We start from the raw sequence: 26522 nt of genomic DNA on the forward strand, positions 1-26522 counted from the left end.
AGGTGAGGTGGAACGCCATGTTACGAGTTGCATTAGCAAAGGGTCGTTTATTAGAGAGTTTTATCGAATATTTACAACAAGTTAATCAGATAGATATTGCAACTGTACTTTTAAATAGACAACGACAGTTATTGCTTACAGTCGACAACATTGAAATGATTTTAGTTAAAGGAAGCGATGTTCCCACTTATGTAGAACAAGGTATTGCTGATGTAGGAATTGTGGGAAGTGATATTCTGAATGGTCAAAAATATAATATTAATAAATTACTCGATTTGCCATTTGGTAAATGTCATTTTGCGTTGGCGGCAAAGCCAGAAACATCTTGCTATAAAAAAGTAGCAACGAGCTATGTACATACAGCTACTCAATTCTTCAATAAAGAAGGTATGGATGTAGAAGTGATTCACCTTAACGGTTCAGTTGAATTGTCATGTGTAGTGGATATGGTTGATGCTATTGTAGATATTGTACAAACTGGTTCTACGCTTACAGCTAACGGGCTCGTTGAGAAAAAGTATATCAGTGAAATTAACGCTAAGTTAATTACAAATAAAGAATCATATTTTAAACAATCATCCGAAATAGAGAGACTAATCAAGCAGTTGGGAGTGTCTATTAGCTATGCTTAGCGCACAACAATTTTTAAAAGAATTTAATAATGTTGAATCTCTAGATGAATCTTTGTACGAGATAGTGAGTCAAATTTGTGAAGAAGTTAAATTACAGGGAGATAAAGCTTTAAAAAATTATAATTTACAATTTGATCAAGTGGAAACTGAGAATCTTGAATTAGAGCAAAGCCAACTAAAAAATGCATATGACATGCTAGATAATAAAACACGAGATGCATTAGAGCAAAGCTATCAGAGAATTAAAGTGTATCAAGAAAATATTAAGGTGAAACAGGAATCATCTCAACAAACTGAATGTTATGAACGATACCATCCTATCGAACGAGTAGGTATTTACGTGCCGGGAGGTAAGGCTAGCTATCCGTCTACGGTATTAATGACTGCAACACTTGCTCAAGTAGCAGGTGTTAATGAGATTACTGTTGTTACCCCACCTCAAAATAACGGTATATGTCAAGAGGTGTTAGCCGCTTGTTACATTACAGGTGTTCATCATGTTTATCAAGTCGGTGGAGCACAAAGTATTGCAGCACTAACTTATGGCACGGAAACTATAAAAAAAGTCGACAAAATTGTAGGCCCAGGGAATCAATATGTTGCTTATGCCAAAAAGTTTGTATTCGGTCAAGTAGGCATAGACCAAATCGCAGGACCGACAGAAATAGCCTTGATTATAGACGAAAGTGCTGACTTAGACGCAATCGTTTATGACGTATTTGCACAAGCAGAGCATGATGAAATGGCTTGTACTTATGTGATTAGTGAAAATGAAAAGGTACTTAATCAATTGAACACTATAATACAAGAGAAGCTTCAATATGTTGAACGGCAAGATATCATATCACAAAGTATTACTAATCATCATTATCTAATATTAGCTCAAGATACTGAAGAAGCATGTTTAATTATGAACACGATTGCACCTGAACATGCATCTATTCAAACTCGAGCACCTGAAAGGTATATAGATAAAGTTAAATATGTTGGCGCACTTTTTTTAGGACACTTTTCTCCTGAAGTTATTGGAGACTATGTGGCAGGTCCTAGTCATGTACTCCCTACTAATCAAACAGCTAGATTTACAAATGGACTTTCTGTGAATGACTTTATGACAAGACATTCAGTCATTCATTTGTCACAAAAAACATTTAACGAAGTAGCAGAATCAGCTGAGCACATTGCACATATAGAATCTTTATTTAATCATGAAAAATCGATTCACGTACGCCGAAAAGGATAGCTTATTATGATATCTGTTAATAAAAATGAATGCGTATGTTCGTTACTCTATTGCTACAGAAAAACAACTTTTTCTACTGGAAAAAATAGTGAAGAAATGGAGCGTATGTTATGAACTATCAAATCAAAAGAAACACTGAAGAAACTCAGCTTAATATTTCACTGGCTAATAACGGAACACAATCTCATATTAATACTGGTGTAGGATTTTTGGATCATATGTTAACGCTATTTACTTTTCATAGTGGATTAACTTTATCTATTGAGGCCATTGGTGATACGTATGTTGATGATCATCATATAACTGAAGATATAGGTATAGTTATTGGACAATTACTTCTTGAATTAGTTAAGACTCAACAAAGTTTTACAAGATATGGTTGCTCATATGTACCTATGGATGAGACGCTTGCTCGAACAGTAGTGGACATTAGTGGCCGTCCCTATTTCTCATTTAATAGCAAGTTGAGCGCTCAAAAGGTAGGAACTTTTGACACTGAACTAGTTGAAGAATTTTTTAGAGCATTGGTAATTAATGCGCGATTAACCGTTCACATTGACTTATTAAGAGGTGGAAATACCCATCATGAGATTGAGGCAATATTTAAATCTTTTGCAAGAGCATTAAAGATTTCTCTTGCACAAAATGAAGATGGACGTATTCCATCGTCTAAAGGAGTAATTGAATGATTGCGATTATTGATTATGGATTAGGAAACATAAGTAACGTCACTCGAGCGATTCAACATTTAGGATATGATGTGATTTTGACATGTAATGATAAAGACGTGCAAAAAGCTGAAGCTATCGTACTTCCAGGTGTTGGACATTTTCGGGATGCGATGCATTCTATAGAAGAAAAAAGAATCAAAGATATGCTTAAAAATATACATGATAAACCGATAATTGGAATATGTTTAGGTATGCAATTACTCTTTCAACATAGCGCAGAAGGTGACATTAGTGGATTGGAACTTGTCCCAGGAAATATAGTGCCAATCCAATCATCTCATCCTATTCCTCATTTGGGGTGGAATGAATTAAAGAGTACACATCCCTTACTGCAAAATGATGTGTATTTTGTTCATTCATATCAAGCAGAAATGTCAGAATATGTAGTAGCTTATGCTGACTATGGTACAAAGATTCCGGGAGTCATTCAATACCGAAATTATATCGGTATCCAGTTTCATCCTGAAAAAAGTGGAACGTATGGATTAGAGATTCTAAATCAAGCGCTTAAAGGAGGGTTTATTAATGATTGATTTATGGCCAGCTATTGATTTGATTAATTCAACAAGTGTTCGATTAACAGAAGGCAAATATGATTCAAAAGAAAAAATGGAAAAATCTGTAGAAGACAGTATCCGATTTTATAGTCAATTTAAATGTGTGAAACGTATACATATTGTTGATTTAATTGGGGCTAAAGCAAAAGAGGTAAAAGAATTCGACTACATCCGTTCCTTAAGAAAGTTGACCACTAAGCCTATAGAAGTGGGTGGCGGCATTCGTTCAAAACAAACAATTGAAAATTATATTCATTCAGGAATAGACTATTGTATCGTAGGTACAAAAGGTATCCAAGATATAGAGTGGTTAACACATATGACACATCAATTTCCAAATAAACTCTACTTATCCGTAGATGCTTTTGGAGAGAAAATAAAGATTAATGGATGGAAAGAGGATGCCAAACTCAATTTATTTGATTATGTTGCCAAAATTGAGCATTTACCTTTGGGTGGTGTGATTTATACCGATATTTCGAAAGATGGTAAACTTTCTGGGCCTAATTTTGATTTGACAGGTCGTCTCGCACTTTATACATCGTTGCCTGTGATTGCTTCAGGAGGTATTAGACATCAAGAGGACTTGTTTCGATTAGAATCGTTAAATGTTCATGCTGCTATTGTAGGAAAAGCAGCACATCTGGATGAATTCTGGGAGGGATTATCTTGATTAAAAAAAGAGTAATTCCATGTTTAGATGTTAAAGATGGACGCGTCGTAAAGGGTATCCAGTTCCAGTCATTAAGAGATATCGGTAATCCAGTTGATTTGGCTCTTTTTTATAATGAAGCCGGTGCAGATGAACTAGTCTTTCTTGATATTTCGAAGACGGAAGCAGGACATGATCTTATGATAGAAGTGATAGAAGCAACGGCAAAACAATTATTTATCCCTTTAACAGTAGGAGGAGGTATTCAAAATTTAGATGATATTACACAACTATTAAATCACGGAGCAGATAAAGTATCACTCAATTCAAGCGCTTTAAAACATCCAGAATTAATTCGACAAGCAAGTGAGAAATTTGGTCGTCAATGTATTTGTATTGCTATTGATAGCTTTTATGATAAAGACAGAAAGGATTATTTCTGTACTACGCACGGTGGTAAAAAATTAACTGATGTCAGAGTATATGATTGGGTACAAGAAGTAGAGCATTTAGGTGCCGGGGAATTACTTATAACTAGCATGCATCATGATGGAATGAAACAAGGTTTTGATATTGAACATTTAGCAAAAATTAAACAATTAGTTAATATTCCGATTATCGCCTCTGGGGGTGGAGGAAATGCACAACATTTTGTTGAACTGTTTCAACACACAGATGTTTCTGCAGGTTTAGCGGCAAGTATTTTACATGATCAAGAAACTACAGTGGCAGAAATTAAAGATAAAATGCGTGAAGGAGGTATCCTTGTGAGATGAATAAACCTATAGACTTTTCTAAAGGATTAGTACCAGTAATTTTGCAACATGCTCAAACGGATAGCGTATTAATGTTGGGATACATGAATGAAGAAGCTTATCGAAAAACTCTGAAAGAAAAGAAAGTAACCTTTTTCTCTAGATCTAAACAACGTTTGTGGACTAAAGGTGAAACTTCTGGTCATTTCCAACACGTTGAGAGTATTCATATAGATTGTGATCAAGATACAATCTTAATCAAAGTGATGCCACAAGGTCCTACATGTCACACTGGAAGTCTGAGTTGTTTTAATAGTGAATTTGCATCACGCTTTAAAATTCAAGCTTTAGCACAAACGATTCATCAAAGTGCTAAAGACAATCAATCTAACTCTTACACTCAATATTTGTTAAAGGAAGGGATCGAGAAAATATCTAAGAAATTTGGTGAAGAGGCATTTGAAGTTGTGATAGGTGCGATAAAACATAATCGTGAAGAAGTTATTAATGAAACAGCAGATGTCATGTATCACCTTTTTGTGTTACTACATAGTTTAGATATTCCATTTTCAGAAGTAGAACAGGTACTAGCACATCGCCATCAAAAAAGAAATAATTTTAAAGGCGAGCGCAAAGAGGTTCGAAAATGGTAAAGTAGTATAATTTAGAATTTTAATTAATTTAATATGGGGGATTTATTCCATGAATCTTATAAATAAATTATTAAAAATAGGATGAAAGTGAATGACGATTCATCCTATTTATGGCTCAAATGGGATAATTGATACGTTTAAGTTAAAATATTTTTTTAAAAAATATTTGTAGTTATTGGTAGTAACGTCATATTTATGTTTAGTACTATCATTGCTTAAAGTTAAAGAATGATAAGTCATTGTTGCACGTCCAAACGATTGTGGTTGTGTAATAAGCAAATGTCGTACAAAAATAGAATGAGGATGATGCTCATTGTAGCTTATTTTATCTTCAAAGTCTTTAATGCTTTGAGATTTTAAATGTGCTTCATAGAGTGTCATCCATTTATTTTGTCTAAGCTTCTGTAAAGCATATTGATTGTCATTAATCCAAACAGCACGGTAAACTCCATTTTTATCATATGTTGGAATGAATTGTGTTTTAGAACCTATCTCGATAATACTTGTAGGTAAATCACCAAATCCAACATCAGTAATATAAAGTGTTCCTTCGATATTAACGTAAAGTGACATATGCGAACCTTCAGGACTACGTCCACCATTTGGTGTGTAAACTGTTGCCGCAGCACGAGTGACGTGGAAGCCTTTATGTTCTAAATACGTAGCAAACAAATGATTTAATTCATAGCAAAATCCGCCACGCCGTTGAATAACAATTTTATTGTATAAATCTTTGATATCGATTGAGATAGGAATCTTGTTTTGAACATTAATATTTTCAAACGGCACAGTTATCATAAAGCGTCTTACATAGTAATTCAATGCTTCAAGAGAAGGGTTTGAATAATATGAATGCTTAATTTTTAGATAAGATTCAAACTTTTGTATATCCATTACTAATCATCCTTTATTTTTATATAAATCGATATTTTTTATTTTATAGTATATATAGATTACCATCATTTCTTTAGATTTAATATTAGTATGATAAATAATTAAATTGCATGTAATTGTTGACAAATTGTGAACATCGATGTAATATATTAATCAAATCAAACCAAAGTAGATAAGTGAATTATTCTTTTATGACCTATTAAAATTATTTTTATAATTTTTATTTTTTTTGAACAAAAATGGAAGCGCTTACCTTTGGTGGGAAGGAGATAGTTATGGAAGCAATCAAACCCATTTTTAGTAAAATTTTCGGATTTATACCACGTATGATTATTAATATTTTCATCTAACAAATTACCGACAAAAATTTCATTTTAAAATAAACAAATAGATAGAGGTGCTAATTGTGAAGACAAGACAAAATAAATACAGTATTCGTAAATTTAGCGTAGGTGCATCATCCATTCTGATTGCAGCATTATTATTTATGGGTGGAGGATCAGCTCAGGCTGCTGAGCAACAACAGGATAAAGGAACTGTTGAAAATAGCACAACACAATCTATTGGGGATGAAAATGAAAAGTTAAGTGAACAACAATCAACGCAAAATAAGAATGTTAATGAGAAAAGTAATGTTAATTCTATTACTGAAAATGAAAACTTACATAACGAAACACCAAAAAATGAGGATTTGATTCAGCAACAAAAAGATTCTCAAAATGACAATAAATCTGAATCTGTAGTTGAACAAAATAAAAAGAATGAAGCATTTGTTCAAAATCATTCTGAAGAGAAACCACAACAAGAACAAGTTGAACTGGAAAAGCATGCTAGTGAAAACAATCAAACTTTACACTCAAATGCAGCACAGTCCAATGAAGATGTGAAAACTAAACCTTCACAACTCGATAATACAACTGCCCAACAAAAAGACTCTCAAAAAGAGAATTTGAGTAAACAAGATACACAATCATCTAAAAATACTGATCTACTACGAGCAACAGGTCAAAATCAATCAAAAGATAGCCAATCAACAGAAGAGGTAAACAAAGAAGTAAATAACGACACTCAACAAGTGACTGCTAAGAAAGATGACGACAAAGTTGAAACATTTAATTTAAATAGTAAAGAGGAACCTCTTAAAGTTGACAAGCAAGCGAATCCAACTACAGATAAAGATAAATCTTCTAAAAATGATAAAGGGTCTCAAGATGGCCTAGCTAATTTAGAAAGTAATGCTGTTGCTACAACTAATAAACAGTCTAAGCAACAAGTGAGTGAAAAAAATGAGGATCAAACAAATAAATCAGCAAAACAAAAACAATATAAAAATAATGATCCAATTATTTTAGTACATGGTTTCAATGGATTTACAGACAATATTAACCCATCAGTACTAACACATTATTGGGGTGGCGATAAAATGAATATTCGCCAAGATTTAGAAGAAAATGGATATGAGGCTTATGAAGCAAGTATAAGTGCATTTGGTAGTAACTATGACCGTGCTGTTGAGTTATATTACTACATCAAAGGCGGACGTGTTGACTATGGTGCAGCACACGCAGCTAAATATGGTCATGAGCGTTACGGTAAAACCTATGAAGGTGTTTATAAAGATTGGAAACCAGGTCAAAAAATACATTTAGTTGGTCATAGTATGGGTGGTCAAACAATTCGTCAATTAGAAGAGCTATTGAGACATGGTAATCCAGAAGAAGTTGAATATCAAAAACAACATGGTGGGGAAATTTCTCCATTATACCAAGGTGGCCACGATAATATGGTGTCATCTATTACAACACTCGGTACACCACATAATGGTACACATGCGTCAGACTTATTAGGTAACGAAGCGATTGTACGCCAACTTGTATATGACGTAGGTAAAATGTATGGTAATAAAGATTCACGTGTAGACTTTGGGTTAGAACACTGGGGATTAAAACAAAAACCAAATGAATCATATATTCAATATGTTAAACGTGTTCAAAATTCAAAACTGTGGAAATCAGAAGATAGTGGTTTACACGATTTAACACGCGATGGCGCAACAGATTTAAACCGAAAAACATCATTAAATCCTAATATTGTATATAAAACTTATACGGGCGAATCAACACATAAAACATTGGCAGGAAAACAAAAAGCTGATCTTAACATGTTCTTACCATTTACAATTACTGGTAACTTAATTGGAAAAGCTAAAGAGAAAGAATGGAGAGAAAATGATGGACTTGTTTCAGTCATTTCTTCACAACATCCATTTAATCAAAAATATGTTGAAGCTACAGATAAAAATCAAAAAGGTGTATGGCAAGTAACTCCAACAAAACATGACTGGGATCATGTGGACTTTGTAGGACAAGACAGTACAGATACTAAACGTACTAGAGATGAGTTACAACAGTTCTGGCACGGTCTTGCTGATGATTTAGTACAAAGTGAACAATTAACATCAACAAATAAATAAAATGATATAGGGTATAAACCTAACGTAATCTTATATAGATAGGAGTGAAATAAATGACAGGTGATTTCTTTCAATTATTAGGCTCTTTATACAGAGTATTAAAAAATTTATTTTCATAATGTAAAACTATAGTAAGATAAAAATCCCTTATTCAAGTGTTTACATATATCGTAGCTTGAATAAGGGATATTTATGATGTTCAATTGAATCATCATAGCCAATATGCAAAAGAGCCTGAGACAAATAAATGCCTCAGGCTCTTTTATATATAGCGGAGGGAGAAGGATTTGAACCAACGCGAGCAAAAAGCTCCTACTAATCACGAATGATTAGCCTCTTAAACCAGACTTGAGTATCCCTCCAAAATTTCAACAATTAGTATCATATAATATATAGAAGGTTTTGTAAAGTAGCAATTAGTTTTTCATTATAAACATGTAAATCGACTTCATTAAGCTACTTAAAATATATATACAATTCGGACTGTGATTATCATTCAATCGACATTAATCACATACTACTACATTGTCCATACTACAATTAATTTTTAGGTAACTGTTTTAATTTCAGATCACCCAATCACCTTCAAATATTAAAATGAATTTAAAGATATTTACTGTCGAGTTATTTAAAAAATCATTTAATTATGATCAAACAGGAAAAAGAAAACGTATTATAAGAGGGTTCGTCAAAAAATCGACATTATTTCATGAATATTCAATTTTATTTATCAAAATTAAATCAATTCAATCAGACGTATTTAAACGTATGCTTTATATCAAGTCATCATAAATTGTCTTAATATTATTACATGAAAACAATATGAAAACTTATGAGATTAATATTTGAGGAAGATGAAAATTTGAAAACATACTCTTCACATTGAGACGAATTTTTTATAATATACCACTCATATTGATTTTTTGATATTAAGAAAAGGGAGGAAATGCTCATGAAAGATAATAAAATGTTGTTCATTATATTTATGATAGGAACATTTACAGTAGGAATGGCTGAATATGTAGTGACAGGCTTACTTACACAAATCGCTGACGATATGAAGGTTTCTGTTTCGAGTGCTGGCTTATTAATTAGTGTTTATGCTATTAGTGTTGCATTGATAGGTCCTTTAATGCGAATCATTACATTGAAAGTTCACGCCCATCGTCTGTTACCAATATTAGTTGCGATTTTTATAATAAGTAATATAGTGGGGATGCTTGCACCGAATTTTAATGTATTGTTATTATCAAGACTCATGTCTGCGGCAATGCATGCGCCATTCTTCGGTGTGTGTATGAGTGTTGCTGCGACAGTCGCACCTCCTGCTAAAAAAACACAGGCCATTGCACTTGTTCAGGCAGGTTTAACTATTGCTGTAATGTTAGGTGTACCATTCGGATCATTTTTAGGTGGCTTTGCAAATTGGAGAGTTGTTTTTGGATTCATGATTGTGCTGGCAATCATTACTATGATAGGAATGATTAAATTTGTTCCAAACGTTTCTTTAAGTGCAGAAGCAAATATTAGCAAAGAATTAACAGTGTTTAAGAATCCACACATTTTAATTGTGATTGCCATTATTGTGTTTGGTTACTCTGGTGTGTTTACTACTTATACATTTATGGAGCCAATGATACGAGATTATTCTCCATTTAAAATTGTAGGTTTAACTGTTTGTTTATTTATGTTTGGTTTAGGCGGTGTAATAGGGAATTTAATTACTGGTAATGTACCGGAAGATAAATTAACAAAAAATTTATACCTTACATTTCTTTTACTATTTTTAACAATCATACTATTTGTTACTGTTATTCAAAATTCAATATTAGCATTAATCATTTGCTTCTTATTCGGTTTTGGTACATTTGGTACAACACCGTTACTTAATAGCAAAATTATCTTAAGTGCAAAAGAAGCACCACTTCTTGCAAGCACGTTAGCAGCTTCTATTTTCAATGTTGCTAATTTTCTTGGTGCAATTATTGGATCTATATTATTATCAGTAGGATTACCTTACATTCAAATTACTATGATATCTGGTGGGATTATAGTGTTGGGTATGCTTCTTAATCTTGTTAATCAACTTTATGAAAAGAAACATGTCACATTTAATGAATATTCATGATTATTAAAAAATCCTCATAGAAGTGTGGCGACACCTCTATAAGGATTTTTCTTTATACAATCAAACTTTTCAGCAATGATACTTTAATAGAAAGAGGGATTACTTAACAACATTGAAATCGATCACTTGTGGGATTTGAGATAAATCATTGTGAGATAAGTAATCTATTAACAATTGAGCACCTTCGATTTGAATATCTTTTATCACAGGTTTGTTAACATACATATCATAATTCCCACCACCAACAGCTCTATAATTATTTACGCATATTGTATATATTTGATCACTTTGTAGTGGTGCATCATTAATTTGCAAATCACTAACACGTTCACCGTAAGGATGACCAACATGAATTGTATATTGTATACCTGCAAATATGTCATAGTTGAAATGCTGAGGTTTAGGTTCTAGAAACTCTTTATTAACTGTGATTTTATGGTTAACAATGTCAAAATAACTTGCGCTTCGTTCAATTGCAAGTTTAATATCTTTTCCACTAAGTTCTATCACTTTAAAAGTATTAGGAAAAGGATAATTATTGATGATATCACGCATGGTTACTTTCTCATCAAAGCCATTTGCGGAATCAAATAGTGCTGTACATGCAATATCTGCACCACTTTTTTCTAGTAAAATATAATTAAGAAGGTTAACAAATGCATGCGGTGATTTTCTTGCCTCAAATGAATTGTTTATTCTCATAGCGTAGGGGAGTTCTGCGATTTGAGTATCAAGCCAATCTTCTAATTGATTACGTAAAACGATATCTTCGTCATTCGGCTTAAAGGAGGTATTGTTATGAACATTCATTAAGTTACATTCTTTAATTAATACTTTTTTATCATGCGTATATTCAATAACTATTTTTCCAACTTTTGTACCTTTTGAACCAGGTTGAATGATGGCTGTTTGGTTCTTGATTGTCGCAATATCACGATGTTGATGGCCGGTTATCAACACATCGATATTATCGCTAAACTGACTTAGAATATCATACCCTTCGTTTTCCCCAGTAAGCGCCTCAGTCGGGATGCCACTATCTAAATCACGTTCAAAGCCACCATGATAACTTACTACTACAATATCACTCTTTTCCCTAAGTGTAGGTAACTCAGATTTTAATGTTTGGACAGCACTGTTAAAAGTGAGTGTCTTAATGTATTCAGGTTGTTCCCAATGAGGGATATACTGAGTGGTTAAACCAATAGTTCCTATAGTTAAACCATTTACTTTAAAATAATGAATACCTTGGCCAGTGAATGGCTGTGTATTTTCAATTATATTTGCACACAAAACTGGGTAATGAAGTTGATTGATGGCCTGTTTTAGATAAGGTAAATCATAATTAAATTCATGATTGCCAACAGTTCCAAAATCAAACCCTAAACGATTATATATTGATGTTAATGGGAGACTACTCTTTAATTTAGATACTAAGTAGTTACATAATGGAGAACCTTGTAAGAAGTCTCCATTATCAATCTTTACACTGTCGTCATAGTGCACGCAGTCTTGCTCGATAAGATGATTGGCTTTTAACAACCCCATGGGTAAATCTTTTCCTCTTGATGAAAAATCTGTTGGGAATATAAAACCGTGGACATCACTAAGGATATAGAAAGCAATTTGAGACATTGAATTAACCTCCTCAAGTACGGGGAAGAGACATAGTTCTGTGATATATAAATTAAAAACAATGTCTCACTTTTCAACACTAAGTTATTATCGGTGTTAAAAATTTTCATTCATTTTTTGAGTTAATAGAATTTTTTTCCCTTGTTTAACACGAATATTAGCATCTTTAATTTCATCTGTCACTCTAGCTGTGAGTGTGATTGAGGCTTCACCCGCTCCATTTGTTTTAATTGATTGGCTAGGACTATAGCCGGGAGTATTGAATTGGTTACGGTTAGAAGAAAAGCTACCGATTTGCTTACCTCCATCTTTATAAAGTCCAACTCTTACATCGTTAATTGTGCTATTAGGCTCATATCCCGTGAGTTTGATTGTAAATTGAAATGGATGATGCGGTTGGATATTTTGAGGTAAAGTTAATTCAACTTTGCCATTTTGTTTTTGATAAGAAGAGCTTTTGTCATCTACTCCATCGTCTGCCCCCTGTTGATCACTTCCATAACTCCCTTTTTTAAATGTTGAACGATCATACCATTTGTAGCCTTCTATTGGGTTAGTCCACGGTTCTTTTTGAGGTTCAATTGAATTCTCAGGTTGCTCAAAGTTAAGTAACGGTGTTTTATGATCAAGTTTAATACCCATGTCTTTCATAGAAGATTGAGATTCTTTTTTGCCTAGCCATGTTGTTAAATTATTTAATAACTTTCCATTATCTTGTTCTTTAAAACCATCGTACGTTTTTTTAGGTTTCCCATTATCTTCACGAAGATATTTAGGTGAACGATCTTCTACGAGAGAGCTATCACCAATAAATGCAGCTTTTCCTTTATCAATTTTTGAAATGGCTACATAAGGTCCTTCGTTGATGCCACCACCATTGTAAATACCTTGATCAACTGCGTGAGACCATTTTTGACTATGTGTTAAATGTTCGGGCATATAAATAATGCCTTTAGCTTTATTAGGATTAGTTATTGCTAATGTTGAACCTGAGTGCATTGAAACTGAGTGTACACCTTTAGTAATACCAAAACTATCTTTGCTTGAAACGATATTTTGAGTATTGATATCTCCAAGTGCATTATATCTAAAACGAACACCGAAGTTTTGTGAGAGCCAATCAGAACTCTTAACGTTATGCATAACGTTAGAATTTTTTTCTTCATTATTCATATCTTTAGTCATATTTTGGTATGCGCCACGTCGATAACCATTCATTGATTCTGAAGAATCAATACGGTTTAAATTACGATCGGCATTATAGTGGTCTGAGATGAAAATGACGCTACCACCATTTTTAACAAAATTAATGATTGCTTTCTGCTCATTTTCTTTAAATGGATTGTTAGCTTCGGGAATAACTAATACATGCGCCTGCTGTAAAGATTGATCAGAAATGTTTGATTTTCCTTCTAGTTCTTTAACTTGGTAACCTTGCTTTCTCATTGAATCTGCATAATCTGAGAAAGCGCCATCAATCACCCAATCGGCAGCGCCCGCAGTTTGAGCGTGAGAATTATCAAAAAGTACTGTTTGTTGTGTCTGATTTGTAGCAGTAGATTCTGTTGATGCAAATGTTGATGGAATCACAGTCACAGAAAGAACAGATGTAACTAGTATAGAACTTAAAGTTTTAAATATTTTCATCTCTATGATTACTCCTTATATAAAAGATGGAATTTTTAAAAAGTATAGTATAAAAGTATAGCGTATTGTGCTTGCTTAACATATTTTTTACAATTTCTTACGATTTATTATAAAAAATTTATAATTTTAATTAAAATTAAATACCCATCACTTATAAGATATGCTAATCTATAAATATAGTTTCAAAAATATACATATTACACCAATATTGATGTGAAGGGGACAGTAAGTAGAATGAAAAATCTTAAGTTTTTAGTGGTGCTTGTTTTATCGGTGGTTATTTTTGCAGCAGCCTGTGGGAATTCAAGTTCTTTGAATAATAATAAAAGTTCTGATAGCGGATCAGATTCAAAATCAGGTAGTTATACACCTAAAGAATTAACAGTACAATTTGTACCATCTCAAAATGCTGATACACTCGAAGCTAAGGCAAAACCGTTAGAAAAATTGTTGTCAGATAAATTAGGGATTCCGGTTAAAGTATCAGTTTCAACAAACTACAACACGATAGTTGAAGCGATGAAATCTAAGAAAGTGGATGTTGGTTTCTTGCCACCAACTGCATATACTTTAGCACACGATCAAAAGGCAGCGGATTTATTATTAAAGGCAGAACGTTACGACGTTAATGAAGATGGATCTCCAAGTAAAAAGTTAGTTGATGATTATAAATCAGAAATCCTTGTTAAAAAGGACTCTGGTATTAATAGTCTCAAAGATTTAAAAGGTAAAAAAATAGCATTACAAGATGTAACTTCTACAGCAGGATATACATTCCCTCTAGTAACATTAAAAAAAGAAGCTGGTATTGATGCAACAAAAGATATGAAGATAGTCAATGTTAAAGGACACGACCAAGCAGTTATTTCATTGTTAAATGGAGATGTGGATGCAGCAGCTGTATTTAATGATGCACGTACAGTTGTAAAAAAAGATCAACCAAATGTATTTAAAGATACTAAAATATTAAAACTCACTAAACCTATTCCTAATGATACGATTTCAGTACGTCCTGATATGGATAAAAAATTCCAAGATAAATTGAAAAAAGCTTTTAAAGAAATTTCTAAAACTAAAAAAGGTCATAAAATCATTAGCGAGGTATACTCTCATGAAGGTTATGTTGATACTAAAGATTCAGACTTTGATATCGTTAGACAATATGAAAAAGCTGTTCATGATATGAAATAAAATAAATTGAATGAATTATAAAAAGAAAAGCTAAGGGATTAAACGTGAAGGTTTGTAGACCTCTTGCCGTTTGAGTCTCATAGCTTTTCTTTATAAAAGAAGGGTGTTTGTTGATGAGTCAAATCGAATTTAAGGATGTTAGTAAAGTGTATCCAAATGGCCATGTGGGATTAAAAGACATTAACTTAAATATAGAAAAAGGTGATTTTGCAGTTATTGTTGGATTGTCTGGAGCAGGTAAATCAACATTACTACGATCGGTTAATCGGCTACATGATATTTCCAAAGGTGAAATTACTATCGAAGGTCAATCAATAACTAAAGCACGCGGTAAAAAATTATTAGAAATGCGTCGAAGTATAGGGATGATTTTTCAACATTTTAACTTAGTTAAGCGTTCAACAGTGCTTAGAAATGTTTTGAGTGGTAGGGTAGGATACCATCCTACTTGGAAAATGATACTTGGTCTTTTTCCTAAGGAAGATAAAGTCAAGGCAATGGATGCTTTAGAACGTGTCAACATTTTAGATAAATATGACCAACGCTCTGACCAGTTGTCAGGTGGCCAACAACAACGTATATCAATAGCTAGAGCGTTATGTCAGGAACCAACCATCATATTAGCAGACGAACCAGTTGCTTCATTAGATCCATTAACTACAAAACAAGTGATGGATGACTTAAAGAAAATCAATGAAGAACTAGGTATTACTATTTTGATTAATTTACACTTTGTAGATTTGGCAAAGGAATACGGCTCGAGAATAATTGGTTTAAGAGCGGGAGAGCTCGTTTATGATGGTCCCGCGTCTGAGGCAAATGATGAAGTATTTAATCATATATACGGTCGCTCTATTAAGGACGATGAAAAATTAGGGGTGGAATAAAGTGACGACACCAACAACGCATAAATATAATCGCTATTTAAATAAAAGGATGTCTCTTAAAACTAGCTTTTCAATTATTTTAATCACGGGTTTGATTATTTGGAGTTTTATTTATACTGGATTTAGCATTGGAGATTTAATGATAGGTCTTCCACAAATTGGCGTATTCTTCAAACAAATGATACCACCAGATTGGGGTTACCTAGATCATATTACACAACCAATGCTAGACACGATTCGTATGGCAATTGTCGGTACTTTTCTAGGAAGTATTGTCTCCATTCCAATAGCGCTACTATGTGCGAGTAATATTGTTCAAACTAAATGGATTGCGATACCATCACGTTTTGTTCTTAATATTGTACGCACAATACCTGATTTATTATTAGCTGCCGTATTTGTAGCCATATTTGGTATTGGACAAATTCCGGGTGTATTAGCACTTTTTGTTCTAACAATATGTATCATTGGTAAATTATTATATGAATCATTAGAAACAATTGATCCAGGACCTATGGAAGCTATGACAGCTGTAGGGGCTAATAAAGTGAAATGGATTGCATTTGGCGTTGTCCCTCAAGCACTTTCATCATTTATGTCATATGTGCTATTTGCTTTTGAAATTAACATTCGGGCATCAGCAGTTTTAGGTCTTGTTGGCGCAGGTGGTATTGGGTTGTTCTACGATCAAACGTTAGGATTATTTCAATATAAGAAGACAGCAATGATTATCCTGTTCACTCTAATCATTGTAGTTATTATTGACTATGTGAGTTCGAAAGTGAGGGAAAGATTAGCATGAATACGTTGGATAGTAAATATGAATTAAAATCAAAAAAACATCGTCAACGAATAATTAAAAATTGGATTATAGTCATTGTTGTTGCAGCTATAATTATATGGGCGTTTGCAGGGATTCCAGGCCTTGAACTTAAAAGTAAGTCTATTGAAATATTAAAGTCTATCTTTTACGGATTATTTCATCCAGATTTAAGTTACATATATATACCTGATGGTGAAGACTTACTTAGAGGTTTGCTGGAAACTTTTGCTATTGCAGTAATTGGCACGTTCATTGCATCAATAATATGTATTCCTTTTGCATTTTTAGGTGCTAAAAATATGATGAAATTACGACCAGTTACGGGTATAAGTAAATTCATATTAAGCATTATACGTGTGTTTCCTGAAATTGTAATGGCGTTAATATTTATTAAAGCTGTTGGACCGGGTTCGTTTTCAGGTGTACTTGCACTGGGGATTCATTCAGTCGGTATGTTAGGGAAACTTTTTGTTGAAGATATTGAAAGTTTAGATTTTAGCGCTGTAGAATCTTTAAAAGCGAGTGGAGCAAATAAAATGAAGACGTTAATGTTTGCTGTAATACCACAAATTTTACCATCGTTTATTTCACTTATTTTATATCGATTTGAATTGAATTTACGTTCAGCCTCCATTTTAGGATTAATCGGCGCAGGTGGCATAGGTACACCATTAATTTTTGCTTTACAAACACGATCTTGGGACCGAGTTGGCATGATTCTAATTGGTTTGATTGCGATGGTCGCTTTAGTTGATTTAATATCTGGCGCGGTTCGTAAACGTATCGTTTAGTGCATTTATGGTGAAAGGATATGATTATTGTCTAAAGCATTAATTGTTTTCATTTATTGGAATAAAAATTTTAATTTAAGACATACGTCATATTCATCATTTTAATTTTCGGTAGGAATGTATTCATGTTATAATTCTAAAATATAATAAAATTATTTAGAAAAATATTTTTTGATAGCGTGTAATTATTTATAATAGAAATATAATAACATGTTCATAATTAAAAATTGACCAAACACTTACATCACGAATTAGACAACTTGAGGCTTATATCATGAAACAATTTTTAAACATCACTCAACGTAAATTTATCGAATGGTTGATTATCTTATCCATTTTTATGGTTAGCATTCCTAATAAATGGACATTAATGATATCTATCGCTTTATCTTTATTACTTCTTAAAAGAGGGGCGCTAGGTGTCGTTCAATTAATCATACTCTATATGCTCAGATCGCAGATATATACTCCCTTTGACACACTAGAGATGACGCATTACATAGTAAGTATGAAATATATCTTGACTTATGTCATTGGGGTATTTTTTCTATTTAAATATGTAAAAAATTGGATAAGAGATGAAATGATATTAAGGTTTATCAAATCTACTATGATTCTTATGCTACTTTATATCATAATGAGTTTAGTTGTATCTAACGATCCGATAGAATCTATTCTTAAATTGCTTAACTTCTTTATACCGCTAATTTTGATTGTTATGTATGTTAGTTTAATAAAAAAGATAAAAAATCTTATTAACTGGATTAATCAATTTATCACGCTAATGATTGCCTTTACTTTTTTACTTATAGTTATAGCGCCAAAATCATATTTAATTGATGGGGAATCACTTCGAAGTGTTTTCAAAGATGAACATTCATTCGCAATTATTCTTGCTATGGGACTAGTTTTATATATGGTAACAAAAATCAAACAACAAGATTATGATGTATTCAATTTATTATTGTTAAATATTGGAATGATAGAGCTCTATTTATCAAATTCTCGTCATATTTTTATATCTGTTATTTTATGTCTAATGCTTCTATTACCGTTATCTCACATGAAAAAGAGAATTAAACATCCCATAATTGGTGCTATGATACTAATGACAATTGCTATAATCAATCAACCATACATTTATCACCTTTTTATTAAACTAATCTTAAAAGGGAAGAATAGCCAGGAAGTCTTTATGCCGAGTGATATGAATATTAAAGCTATTGATTATGCGCTAACTGAGCATCCTTTTTTAGGAAGCGGTTTTGGTATACCAATAATAAAAGCGAGTTCAGAAATACAATACTTTAATGTAGCAACGAGTAATATCATCTTCGGTATGATTATCTTTACTGGAATAATAGGACTTACTTTATGTACGATATACATGCTTCATATGGTACTTTTAGTTACTTTTCCAATGAGTATCACTATTTTATTATTTTTAATCACTATCTTTGTTAATATGGATCATATTATTTTATTTGATTCCGTGGGGCTAGGTATATTGTGTTATATATTTTGGGGAATATATTTAAAAGAAGGTATGTATCAATACAACAACGGACAATGGTAAATAACATTTTGTCTAAAGAAATTCATTAATCATTAATGTTAAAACTAACTTTATTTAAAGTTAGTTTTTTTATTCGTTATCATACATAAATATACAAACGGAATTTTAAGTTTTTCTCAAATTATATTCATTTTGATTAGAATTTATATATATAATTAGTAACTAAATAGATAAAATTTAATTGAATTCAATATAATAATATGTTGGGATACAGGGAAATAACGCTTTTTAATAGTAAATTAACCCTTTTGTCAACAGTTTTTCTTTGCACAATCGTTTAATATCTTTATATGTATAGTAATTTATTAAAACTAAGAAGTATTAGTTGCATTTTACATGTTCATAGTTATATACTTGTAAAAATGAATATTTTCGGTATAAAAGACTATGATTAACTAAGAAAACGATGGGGAGTATATTATGACAAAGAAAGAAAAGGATTATAAAAAAAGTCTTGAGCAACAAAAAACACGGGTAAAACTGTACAAGTCAGGAAAAAGCTGGGTAAAAGCAAGTATTAATGAAATAGAATTGTTAAAAACAATGGGGCTACCATTTTTAAGTAAAAACGAAAAACAAGAAAATGTTACTGAAAAGACGAAAGGTCATAAGATGAAAAAAGGCGCAGCGAAAACAACAGCCCTAGTTGGTGGAGCATTTACATTTAATATGTTGAATAATCATCAAGCATTAGCTGCCTCAGAAACACCAATTACCTCTGAAATTTCATCCAATAGTGAGACAGTAGCCAATCAAAATTCAACTACGATTAAGAACTCACTAAAAGAAACAGTCAATTCTGCAAGTTTGGAATCAAACCAATCTAATAGTACAAATAAGCAAATGTCTTCAGAAGTTACAAATACAGCGCAATCAAGTGAAAAAGCTGGAATTAGTCAACAAAGTAGTGAAACATCAAGTCAATCATCTAAGTCAAATACATATGCCTCCACAGACCATGTAGAGAGTACAACTACTAACAATGATAATATTGTACAACAAGATCAAAATAAGTCTTCGAATGTAACCTCTAAGTCAACACAATCAAACACGTCATCCTCAGAAAAGAGCATTAGCTCCAATTTAAACCAGTCAATCGAAACAAAAGCAACCGATTCATTAGCGACCAGTGAAGCACGTACTAGTACAAATCAAATATCTAATCTGACATCAACATCTACTTCAAATCAATCGAGTCCTACTTCCTTTGCGAATTTAAGAACATTTAGTAGATTTACCGTTTTGAATACGATGGCAGCACCTACAACAACGTCCACGACAACAACTTCAAGTCTTACATCTAATTCTGTTGTGGTGAACAAAGATAACTTTAATGAACATATGAATCTATCTGGATCAGCGACGTATGATCCAAAAACAGGTATTGCTACCTTAACGCCAGATGCATATAGTCAAAAGGGTGCCATATCTTTAAACACTCGATTAGATTCAAACCGTAGCTTCCGTTTTACAGGTAAAGTTAACCTTGGTAATAGATATGAAGGTTATTCTCCTGATGGTATAGCAGGTGGAGATGGCATTGGCTTTGCATTTTCACCAGGCCCTTTAGGACAGATAGGTAAAGAAGGGGCTGCCGTTGGAATAGGTGGTTTGAATAATGCCTTTGGTTTTAAATTGGATACGTATCATAATACATCAACTCCTAAACCTGAGGCTAAAGCAAAAGCAGATCCACGTAATGTTGGTGGGGGTGGCGCTTTTGGTGCATTTGTAAGTACCGATGGAAGTGGTATGGCTACTACTGAGGCATCATCTGCGGCTAAATTAAATGTACAACCTACTGACAATTCATTCCAAGATTTTGTCATTGATTATAACGGTGATACAAAAGTGATGACAGTGACGTACGCTGGACAAACCTTTACGAGAAATCTTACAGATTGGATTAAAAACAGTGGTGGTACGACGTTTTCTCTATCTATGACTGCCTCAACTGGTGGCGCAAAAAACTTACAACAAGTTCAATTTGGAACATTCGAGTATACAGAATCAGCTGTTGCTAAAGTACGCTATGTAGATGCAAATACTGGTAAGGATATTATCCCGCCTAAAACCATTGCAGGTGAAGTTGATGCGACTGTGAATATAGATAAACAATTGAACAATTTAAAAAATTTAGGTTACAGTTATGTGGGGACAGATGCCTTAAAAGCACCAAATTATACAGAAACGTCAGGTACGCCTACACTTAAATTAACTAACTCAGGTCAAACAGTGATTTATAAATTTAAAGATGTTCAAGGTCCTCAAATTAGTGTTGATAGTCAAACTAGAGAAGTTGGAAAGACCATTAATCCAATTACAATTACTACAACTGACAATAGTAAAGACGTATTAACTACAACTGTGACAGGTCTACCTTCAGGGTTATCTTTTGATCAAACGACTAATACAATTACTGGCACGCCAAGTGAAGTAGGAACTACAACTGTGACAGTTAATACGACTGATGCTACTGGGAATGTAACATCTAAGCAATTTACAATAACGATTCAAGATACAATCAGCCCTGTTGTAAATGTGACTCCAAGTCAAGCATCAGAAGTTTTCACGCCGATTAATCCAATTACGATAACTGCTACAGATAATAGTGGCAAAGTGGTAACGCATACAGTAACAGGATTGCCACAAGGACTTAAATTTGATGCATCAACGAATTCAATTGTTGGAACTCCAACTCAAATAGGAACAAATACAATCACGATTGAGTCAACGGATGCGAGCGGAAATAAAACTACGACTAAAATTAATTATGAAGTAACGAGAAATAGCGCAAGTGACTCTACTTCCACTAGCATAGTAAACAGTGTTTCAACAAGTATAAGTAATAGTACATCGCTAAGTGATAGTGTAAAAGCGAGTCAATCATTATCAACAAAAGAGTCAACAAGTAAGAGTCTCTCAGAGTCGTTAAGTACGTCAACGTCGAATAGTACGTCAATCCAAGCGAGTGAATCCGCAAGTACAAGTAAGAAGTTATCAGAATCAGTGAGCGCGTCGACGTCTGATAGTGCATCAATAAAAGCGAGTGAATCCGCAAGTACAAGTGTTTCAGATTCGACAAGCACGTCAACTTCAGACAGTGCATCAACGTCAGCAAGTGTGAGCGACTCTAATAGCGCAAGTACGTCATTGAGTGACTCGACAAGTACGAGTCTTTCAGGATCAACGAGTGCATCCGCATCAGACAGTGCGTCAACGTCAACAAGCGAGAGTGAGTCAGACAGTGCAAGTACATCGTTAAGTGAATCATTAAGTACAAGCGTTTCAGATTCAACAAGCACGTCAACATCCGACAGTGCGTCAACGTCAATGAGCATAAGTGACTCAAACAGCGCAAGTACGTCATTGAGTGAGTCGATAAGCACAAGCGTTTCAGATTCAACAAGTGCATCAACGTCAGACAGTACGTCCACATCAGACAGTACATCAACATCAATGAGTGAGAGTGACTCAACAAGTACAAGCATTTCAGACTCAACGAGTACATCAACGTCAGAAAGTGCGTCAATGTCAACAAGCGTAAGTGACTCAAACAGTGCCAGCACATCGCTAAGTGGATCATTAAGTACAAGCATTTCAGACTCAACAAGTACATCGACATCAGAAAGTGCATCAACGTCAACAAGCGAGAGTGAATCAACAAGCTCAAGTACGTCATTGAGTGAGTCGACAAGCACAAGTCTTACAGACTCAACGAGTACGTCAACGTCAGAAAGTGCATCGACATCAACGAGTGTGAGCGACTCAAACAGCACAAGTACGTCATTAAGTGAATCGACAAGTACAAGCATTTCAGACTCAACGAGTACGTCGACATCCGACAGTGCATCCACATCGGCGAGTGAGAGTGAATCAACAAGTGCAAGTACATCGCTAAGTGGTTCATTAAGTACAAGCGTTTCAGATTCAACAAGCGCGTCAACGTCAGACAGTGCATCCACATCAACGAGCGTAAGTGACTCAAACAGCGCAAGTACGTCATTGAGTGAGTCGATAAGCACAAGCGTTTCAGATTCAACAAGCACGTCAACATCCGACAGTGCGTCCACATCGGCGAGTGAGAGTGAATCAACAAGTGCAAGTACGTCGTTAAGTGACTCAACAAGTACAAGCGTTTCAGATTCAACAAGTGCGTCAACGTCAGATAGTGCGTCCACATCAACGAGTGAGAGTGAGTCAGACAGTGCAAGTACATCATTAAGTGAGTCGACAAGCACAAGTCTTTCGGACTCAACGAGTATGTCAACGTCAGATAGTGCGTCCACATCAACGAGCGTAAGTGACTCCAATAGCGCAAGTACGTCATTAAGTGATTCGACAAGTACAAGCGTTTCAGACTCAACAAGTACGTCAACATCCGACAGTGCATCAACGTCAACGAGTGAGAGTGAGTCAGACAGTACAAGTACATCGTTAAGTGAATCGACAAGCACAAGCGTTTCAGATTCAACAAGTACATCGACATCAGAAAGTGCGTCAATGTCAGCAAGTGAGAGTGACTCAACAAGCGCGTCGACATCCGACAGTGCGTCAACGTCAACATCCGACAGTGCATCAACGTCAACGAGTGAGAGTGAATCAACAAGTGAAAGTACATCGTTAAGTGAATCGACAAGTACAAGCGTTTCAGCTTCAAAAAGCACATCAACATTGGACAGTGCATCCACATCAGCGAGTGAGAGTGACTCAACAAGTGAAAGCACATCGTTGAGTGAGTCATTAAGTACAAGTGTTTCAGATTCAACAAGTACGTCGACATCAGACAGTGCGTCCACATCAACGAGTGAGAGTGAGTCAGACAGTACAAGTACATCATTAAGTGAATCAACAAGTGCAAGTACGTCATTAAGTGAATCGACAAGTACGAGCGTTTCAGATTCAACAAGCACATCAACATCGGACAGTGCATCCACATCAGCGAGTGCATCCACATCAACAAGTGAGAGTGAGTCAGACAGTGCAAGTACATCGTTAAGTGGATCATTAAGCGCAAGCATTTCAGACTCAACGAGTATGTCAACATCAGAAAGTGCGTCAGAGTCAACGAGAGAGAGTGACTCAAACAGTACAAGTACGTCATTAAGTGACTCGACAAGTACGAGTCTTTCGGACTCAACGAGAACGTCGACATCAGAGAGTGCATCAACGTCAACGAGCACGAGTGACTCCAATAGCGCAAGTACGTCATTAAGTGAGTCGACAAGTACAAGCATTTCAGGTTCAACAAGTACGTCGTCGTCAGACAGTGCATCCACATCAACTAGTGTAAGTGACTCAAACAGTACAAGTACGTCATTGAGTGAGTCGACAAGCACAAGCATTTCAGGTTCAACAAGTACATCGACATCAGATAGTGCATCAACGTCAACAAGCGTGAGTGACTCAAATAGTACAAGTACGTCATTAAGTGAATCGACAAGTACGAGTCTTTCAGATTCAACGAGTACGTCAACATCAGAAAGTGCGTCAGAGTCAACGAGTGAGAGTGACTCTAATAGTGTAAGTACGTCATTAAGTGAGTCGACAAGTACGAGCTTTTCAGATTCAACAAGCACATCAACGTCAGACAGTGCGTCCACATCAACAAGCGTAAGTGACTCAAACAGTGCCAGCACATCGCTAAGTGGATCATTAAGCACAAGCATCTCAGATTCAACAAGCACGTCAACATCAGATAGTGCATCAACGTCAACGAGCGTAAGTGACTCAAACAGTACAAGTACGTCATTGAGTGAGGCGACAAGCACAAGCATCTCAAATTCAACAAGCACGTCAACATCAGATAGTGCATCAACGTCAACGAGTGAGAGTGAGTCAGACAGTGCAAGTACATCATTGAGTGAGGCGACAAGCACAAGCATCTCAAATTCAACAAGCACATCAACATCGGACAGTGCGTCCACATCAACGAGCGTAAGTGACTCAAACAGTGCCAGCACATCGCTAAGTGGTTCAACAAGTACAAGTGTTTCAGATTCAACAAGCGCGTCAACATCAGACAGTGCATCCACATCAACGAGCGTAAGTGACTCAAACAGTGCCAGCACATCGCTAAGTGGATCATTAAGTACAAGCATTTCAGACTCAATAAGTGCATCGACATCAGACAGTGCGTCCACATCAACAAGCGTAAGTGACTCAAACAGTGCCAGCACATCGCTAAGTGGATCATTAAGCACAAACATTTCAGATTCAACAAGCACGTCAACATCAGATAGTGCATCCACATCAACGAGTGTGAGCGAATCAACAAGTGAAAGTACATCGTTAAGTGGCTCGATAAGTACGAGTCTTTCGGACTCAACAAGCACGTCAACATCAGATAGTGCATCAACGTCAACGAGCACGAGTGAATCAACAAGTGTAAGTACGTCATTAAGTGACTCGACAAGTACGAGCGTTTCAGATTCAACAAGCACATCAACATCGGACAGTGTATCCACATCAACGAGCGTAAGTGAATCAACAAGTGCAAGTACATCGTTAAGTGAATCGACAAGCACAAGTGTTTCAGGATCAACGAGTGCATCCACATCAGACAGTACATCAACATCAATGAGCGAGAGTGAATCAACAAGTGCCAGCACATCGTTAAGTGGTTCAACAAGTACAAGTGTTTCAGACTCAACGAGTACGTCGACATCAGACAGTGCGTCCACATCAACGAGCATAAGTGACTCAAACAGTACAAGTACATCGTTAAGTGAATCGGCAAGCACGTCCACATCAATGAGTACATCTGAAACTTTCACTTCTCAATCTCCTATAAATAGTGAAAGTCAATTTATTGGTGATAGCTCGTCTGAAGATACAATCGTGACTCAATCAAAAAATACGAGTATGCTTAATAAAACTGGAAAAGATTATGATTTACAAGAACAAAGAGGTTATACTGATTCAGAACAACACAATGAAACACAAAGTAATCAAGCTGATAATCACTCAAACAACCTCGATTTACTTCATCAAAATCGTGCACAAGATAAAGTCGTTAAACAACCAACTAAAGGAGAAGATGGAGTTGTAAGCAACGGTTTTATAGTAGCAGTAGCTATAGTATTGGCTATCTTCGGTTTAGCAAAAAAATCTAGAAAAGACGATGATGATCAAGATGATAGTAAATAACAGATAGTTTTAAACATATTAAGAGGCTAGGGAACATTAATTGATTGGATAAGTACATGACAACTAAATCCAACTTTAGATTATCCTTAGCCTCTTTAGATATGA

The 26522-nt window shown here is 34.6% G+C and carries 18 protein-coding genes and 1 tRNA gene; 15 read left to right on the top strand and 4 right to left on the bottom strand.

Going from position 1 to position 26522, the window contains the following annotated elements; translation table 11 throughout:
• Window positions 1–17 precede the first annotated feature (17 nt).
• The 7 genes from hisG (at window position 18) to hisIE (ending at window position 5223) form a co-directional block, all read left to right on the top strand.
• The gene (hisG, locus tag ACVBFA_RS01675) at window positions 18–632 is read left to right on the top strand and encodes an ATP phosphoribosyltransferase (protein WP_002458067.1); all 615 of its coding nucleotides are present in this window, start codon (window positions 18–20) and stop codon (window positions 630–632) included.
• The gene (hisD, locus tag ACVBFA_RS01680; RefSeq protein WP_126122193.1) at window positions 625–1875 is read left to right on the top strand and encodes a histidinol dehydrogenase; all 1251 of its coding nucleotides are present in this window, start codon (window positions 625–627) and stop codon (window positions 1873–1875) included. The genes hisG and hisD overlap by 8 nt, the downstream gene beginning before the upstream one ends.
• Before the next feature lie 110 nt (window positions 1876–1985).
• Entirely contained in the window at window positions 1986–2564 is a 579-nt protein-coding gene (hisB, locus tag ACVBFA_RS01685) for an imidazoleglycerol-phosphate dehydratase HisB (protein ID WP_002501253.1), read from the top strand.
• Window positions 2561–3139: an imidazole glycerol phosphate synthase subunit HisH gene (gene hisH / locus ACVBFA_RS01690; protein WP_126122192.1), complete on the top strand. Its 579-nt coding sequence runs from the start codon at window positions 2561–2563 to the stop codon at window positions 3137–3139. The genes hisB and hisH overlap by 4 nt, the downstream gene beginning before the upstream one ends.
• Entirely contained in the window at window positions 3132–3836 is a 705-nt protein-coding gene (gene hisA / locus ACVBFA_RS01695; RefSeq protein WP_002470280.1) for a 1-(5-phosphoribosyl)-5-((5-phosphoribosylamino)methylideneamino)imidazole-4-carboxamide isomerase, read from the top strand. Before hisH ends, hisA begins: the two co-directional genes overlap by 8 nt.
• Window positions 3833–4591: an imidazole glycerol phosphate synthase subunit HisF gene (hisF, locus tag ACVBFA_RS01700; protein ID WP_002490899.1), complete on the top strand. Its 759-nt coding sequence runs from the start codon at window positions 3833–3835 to the stop codon at window positions 4589–4591. The genes hisA and hisF overlap by 4 nt, the downstream gene beginning before the upstream one ends.
• Entirely contained in the window at window positions 4588–5223 is a 636-nt protein-coding gene (hisIE, locus tag ACVBFA_RS01705) for a bifunctional phosphoribosyl-AMP cyclohydrolase/phosphoribosyl-ATP diphosphatase HisIE (protein WP_002496014.1), read from the top strand. The genes hisF and hisIE overlap by 4 nt, the downstream gene beginning before the upstream one ends.
• A 108-nt stretch (window positions 5224–5331) precedes the next feature.
• Here hisIE and ACVBFA_RS01710 read toward each other — a convergent pair whose 3' ends face one another.
• The gene (locus ACVBFA_RS01710; protein WP_002501255.1) at window positions 5332–6117 is read right to left on the bottom strand and encodes an arylamine N-acetyltransferase family protein; all 786 of its coding nucleotides are present in this window, start codon (window positions 6115–6117) and stop codon (window positions 5332–5334) included.
• Window positions 6118–6523: 406 nt separating this feature from the next.
• On the opposite strand from ACVBFA_RS01710, the gene gehC reads away from it, so the two are divergent.
• On the top strand, window positions 6524–8590 hold the full coding sequence (gene gehC / locus ACVBFA_RS01715; protein WP_002458063.1) for a YSIRK domain-containing triacylglycerol lipase GehC: 2067 nt from the start codon (window positions 6524–6526) through the stop codon (window positions 8588–8590).
• Window positions 8591–8862: 272 nt separating this feature from the next.
• Here the strand turns inward: gehC and ACVBFA_RS01720 are convergent.
• Window positions 8863–8952, bottom strand: a tRNA-Thr gene (locus tag ACVBFA_RS01720).
• A gap of 590 nt (window positions 8953–9542) precedes the next feature.
• On the opposite strand from ACVBFA_RS01720, the gene ACVBFA_RS01725 reads away from it, so the two are divergent.
• A complete protein-coding gene (locus tag ACVBFA_RS01725; protein ID WP_126122191.1) occupies window positions 9543–10718 on the top strand; it encodes an MFS transporter in 1176 nt (391 codons plus the stop codon).
• A 99-nt stretch (window positions 10719–10817) separates the two neighbouring features.
• Here ACVBFA_RS01725 and ACVBFA_RS01730 read toward each other — a convergent pair whose 3' ends face one another.
• Window positions 10818–12353: a bifunctional metallophosphatase/5'-nucleotidase gene (locus ACVBFA_RS01730; RefSeq protein ID WP_126122190.1), complete on the bottom strand. Its 1536-nt coding sequence runs from the start codon at window positions 12351–12353 to the stop codon at window positions 10818–10820.
• Between the two features lie 96 nt (window positions 12354–12449).
• Window positions 12450–14000: a Gldg family protein gene (locus ACVBFA_RS01735; RefSeq protein ID WP_126122189.1), complete on the bottom strand. Its 1551-nt coding sequence runs from the start codon at window positions 13998–14000 to the stop codon at window positions 12450–12452.
• A 234-nt stretch (window positions 14001–14234) separates the two neighbouring features.
• Here ACVBFA_RS01735 and ACVBFA_RS01740 point away from each other — a divergent pair, with 234 nt between their 5' ends.
• From ACVBFA_RS01740 to ACVBFA_RS01765, 6 genes are all read left to right on the top strand, one after another.
• Window positions 14235–15191 (top strand): phosphate/phosphite/phosphonate ABC transporter substrate-binding protein, encoded by a 957-nt coding sequence (locus ACVBFA_RS01740; RefSeq protein WP_002458058.1) that lies wholly within the window; start codon window positions 14235–14237, stop codon window positions 15189–15191.
• Window positions 15192–15304: 113 nt separating this feature from the next.
• The gene (phnC, locus tag ACVBFA_RS01745; protein ID WP_002458057.1) at window positions 15305–16078 is read left to right on the top strand and encodes a phosphonate ABC transporter ATP-binding protein; all 774 of its coding nucleotides are present in this window, start codon (window positions 15305–15307) and stop codon (window positions 16076–16078) included.
• 49 nt (window positions 16079–16127) lie between these two features.
• Window positions 16128–16880: a phosphonate ABC transporter, permease protein PhnE gene (gene phnE, locus ACVBFA_RS01750; protein WP_162832815.1), complete on the top strand. Its 753-nt coding sequence runs from the start codon at window positions 16128–16130 to the stop codon at window positions 16878–16880.
• Window positions 16877–17692, top strand: a complete 816-nt coding sequence (gene phnE, locus ACVBFA_RS01755; protein WP_002476085.1) for a phosphonate ABC transporter, permease protein PhnE — start codon at window positions 16877–16879, stop codon at window positions 17690–17692. The genes phnE (ACVBFA_RS01750) and phnE (ACVBFA_RS01755) overlap by 4 nt, the downstream gene beginning before the upstream one ends.
• 274 nt (window positions 17693–17966) lie before the next feature.
• Window positions 17967–19268 (top strand): hypothetical protein, encoded by a 1302-nt coding sequence (locus ACVBFA_RS01760; protein WP_126122736.1) that lies wholly within the window; start codon window positions 17967–17969, stop codon window positions 19266–19268.
• Window positions 19269–19688: 420 nt separating this feature from the next.
• The gene (locus tag ACVBFA_RS01765) at window positions 19689–26417 is read left to right on the top strand and encodes a lectin-like domain-containing protein (protein ID WP_126122823.1); all 6729 of its coding nucleotides are present in this window, start codon (window positions 19689–19691) and stop codon (window positions 26415–26417) included.
• The last annotated feature ends 105 nt before the right edge of the window (window positions 26418–26522 follow it).

This window comes from Staphylococcus sp. MSU001 (assembly GCF_052976705.1).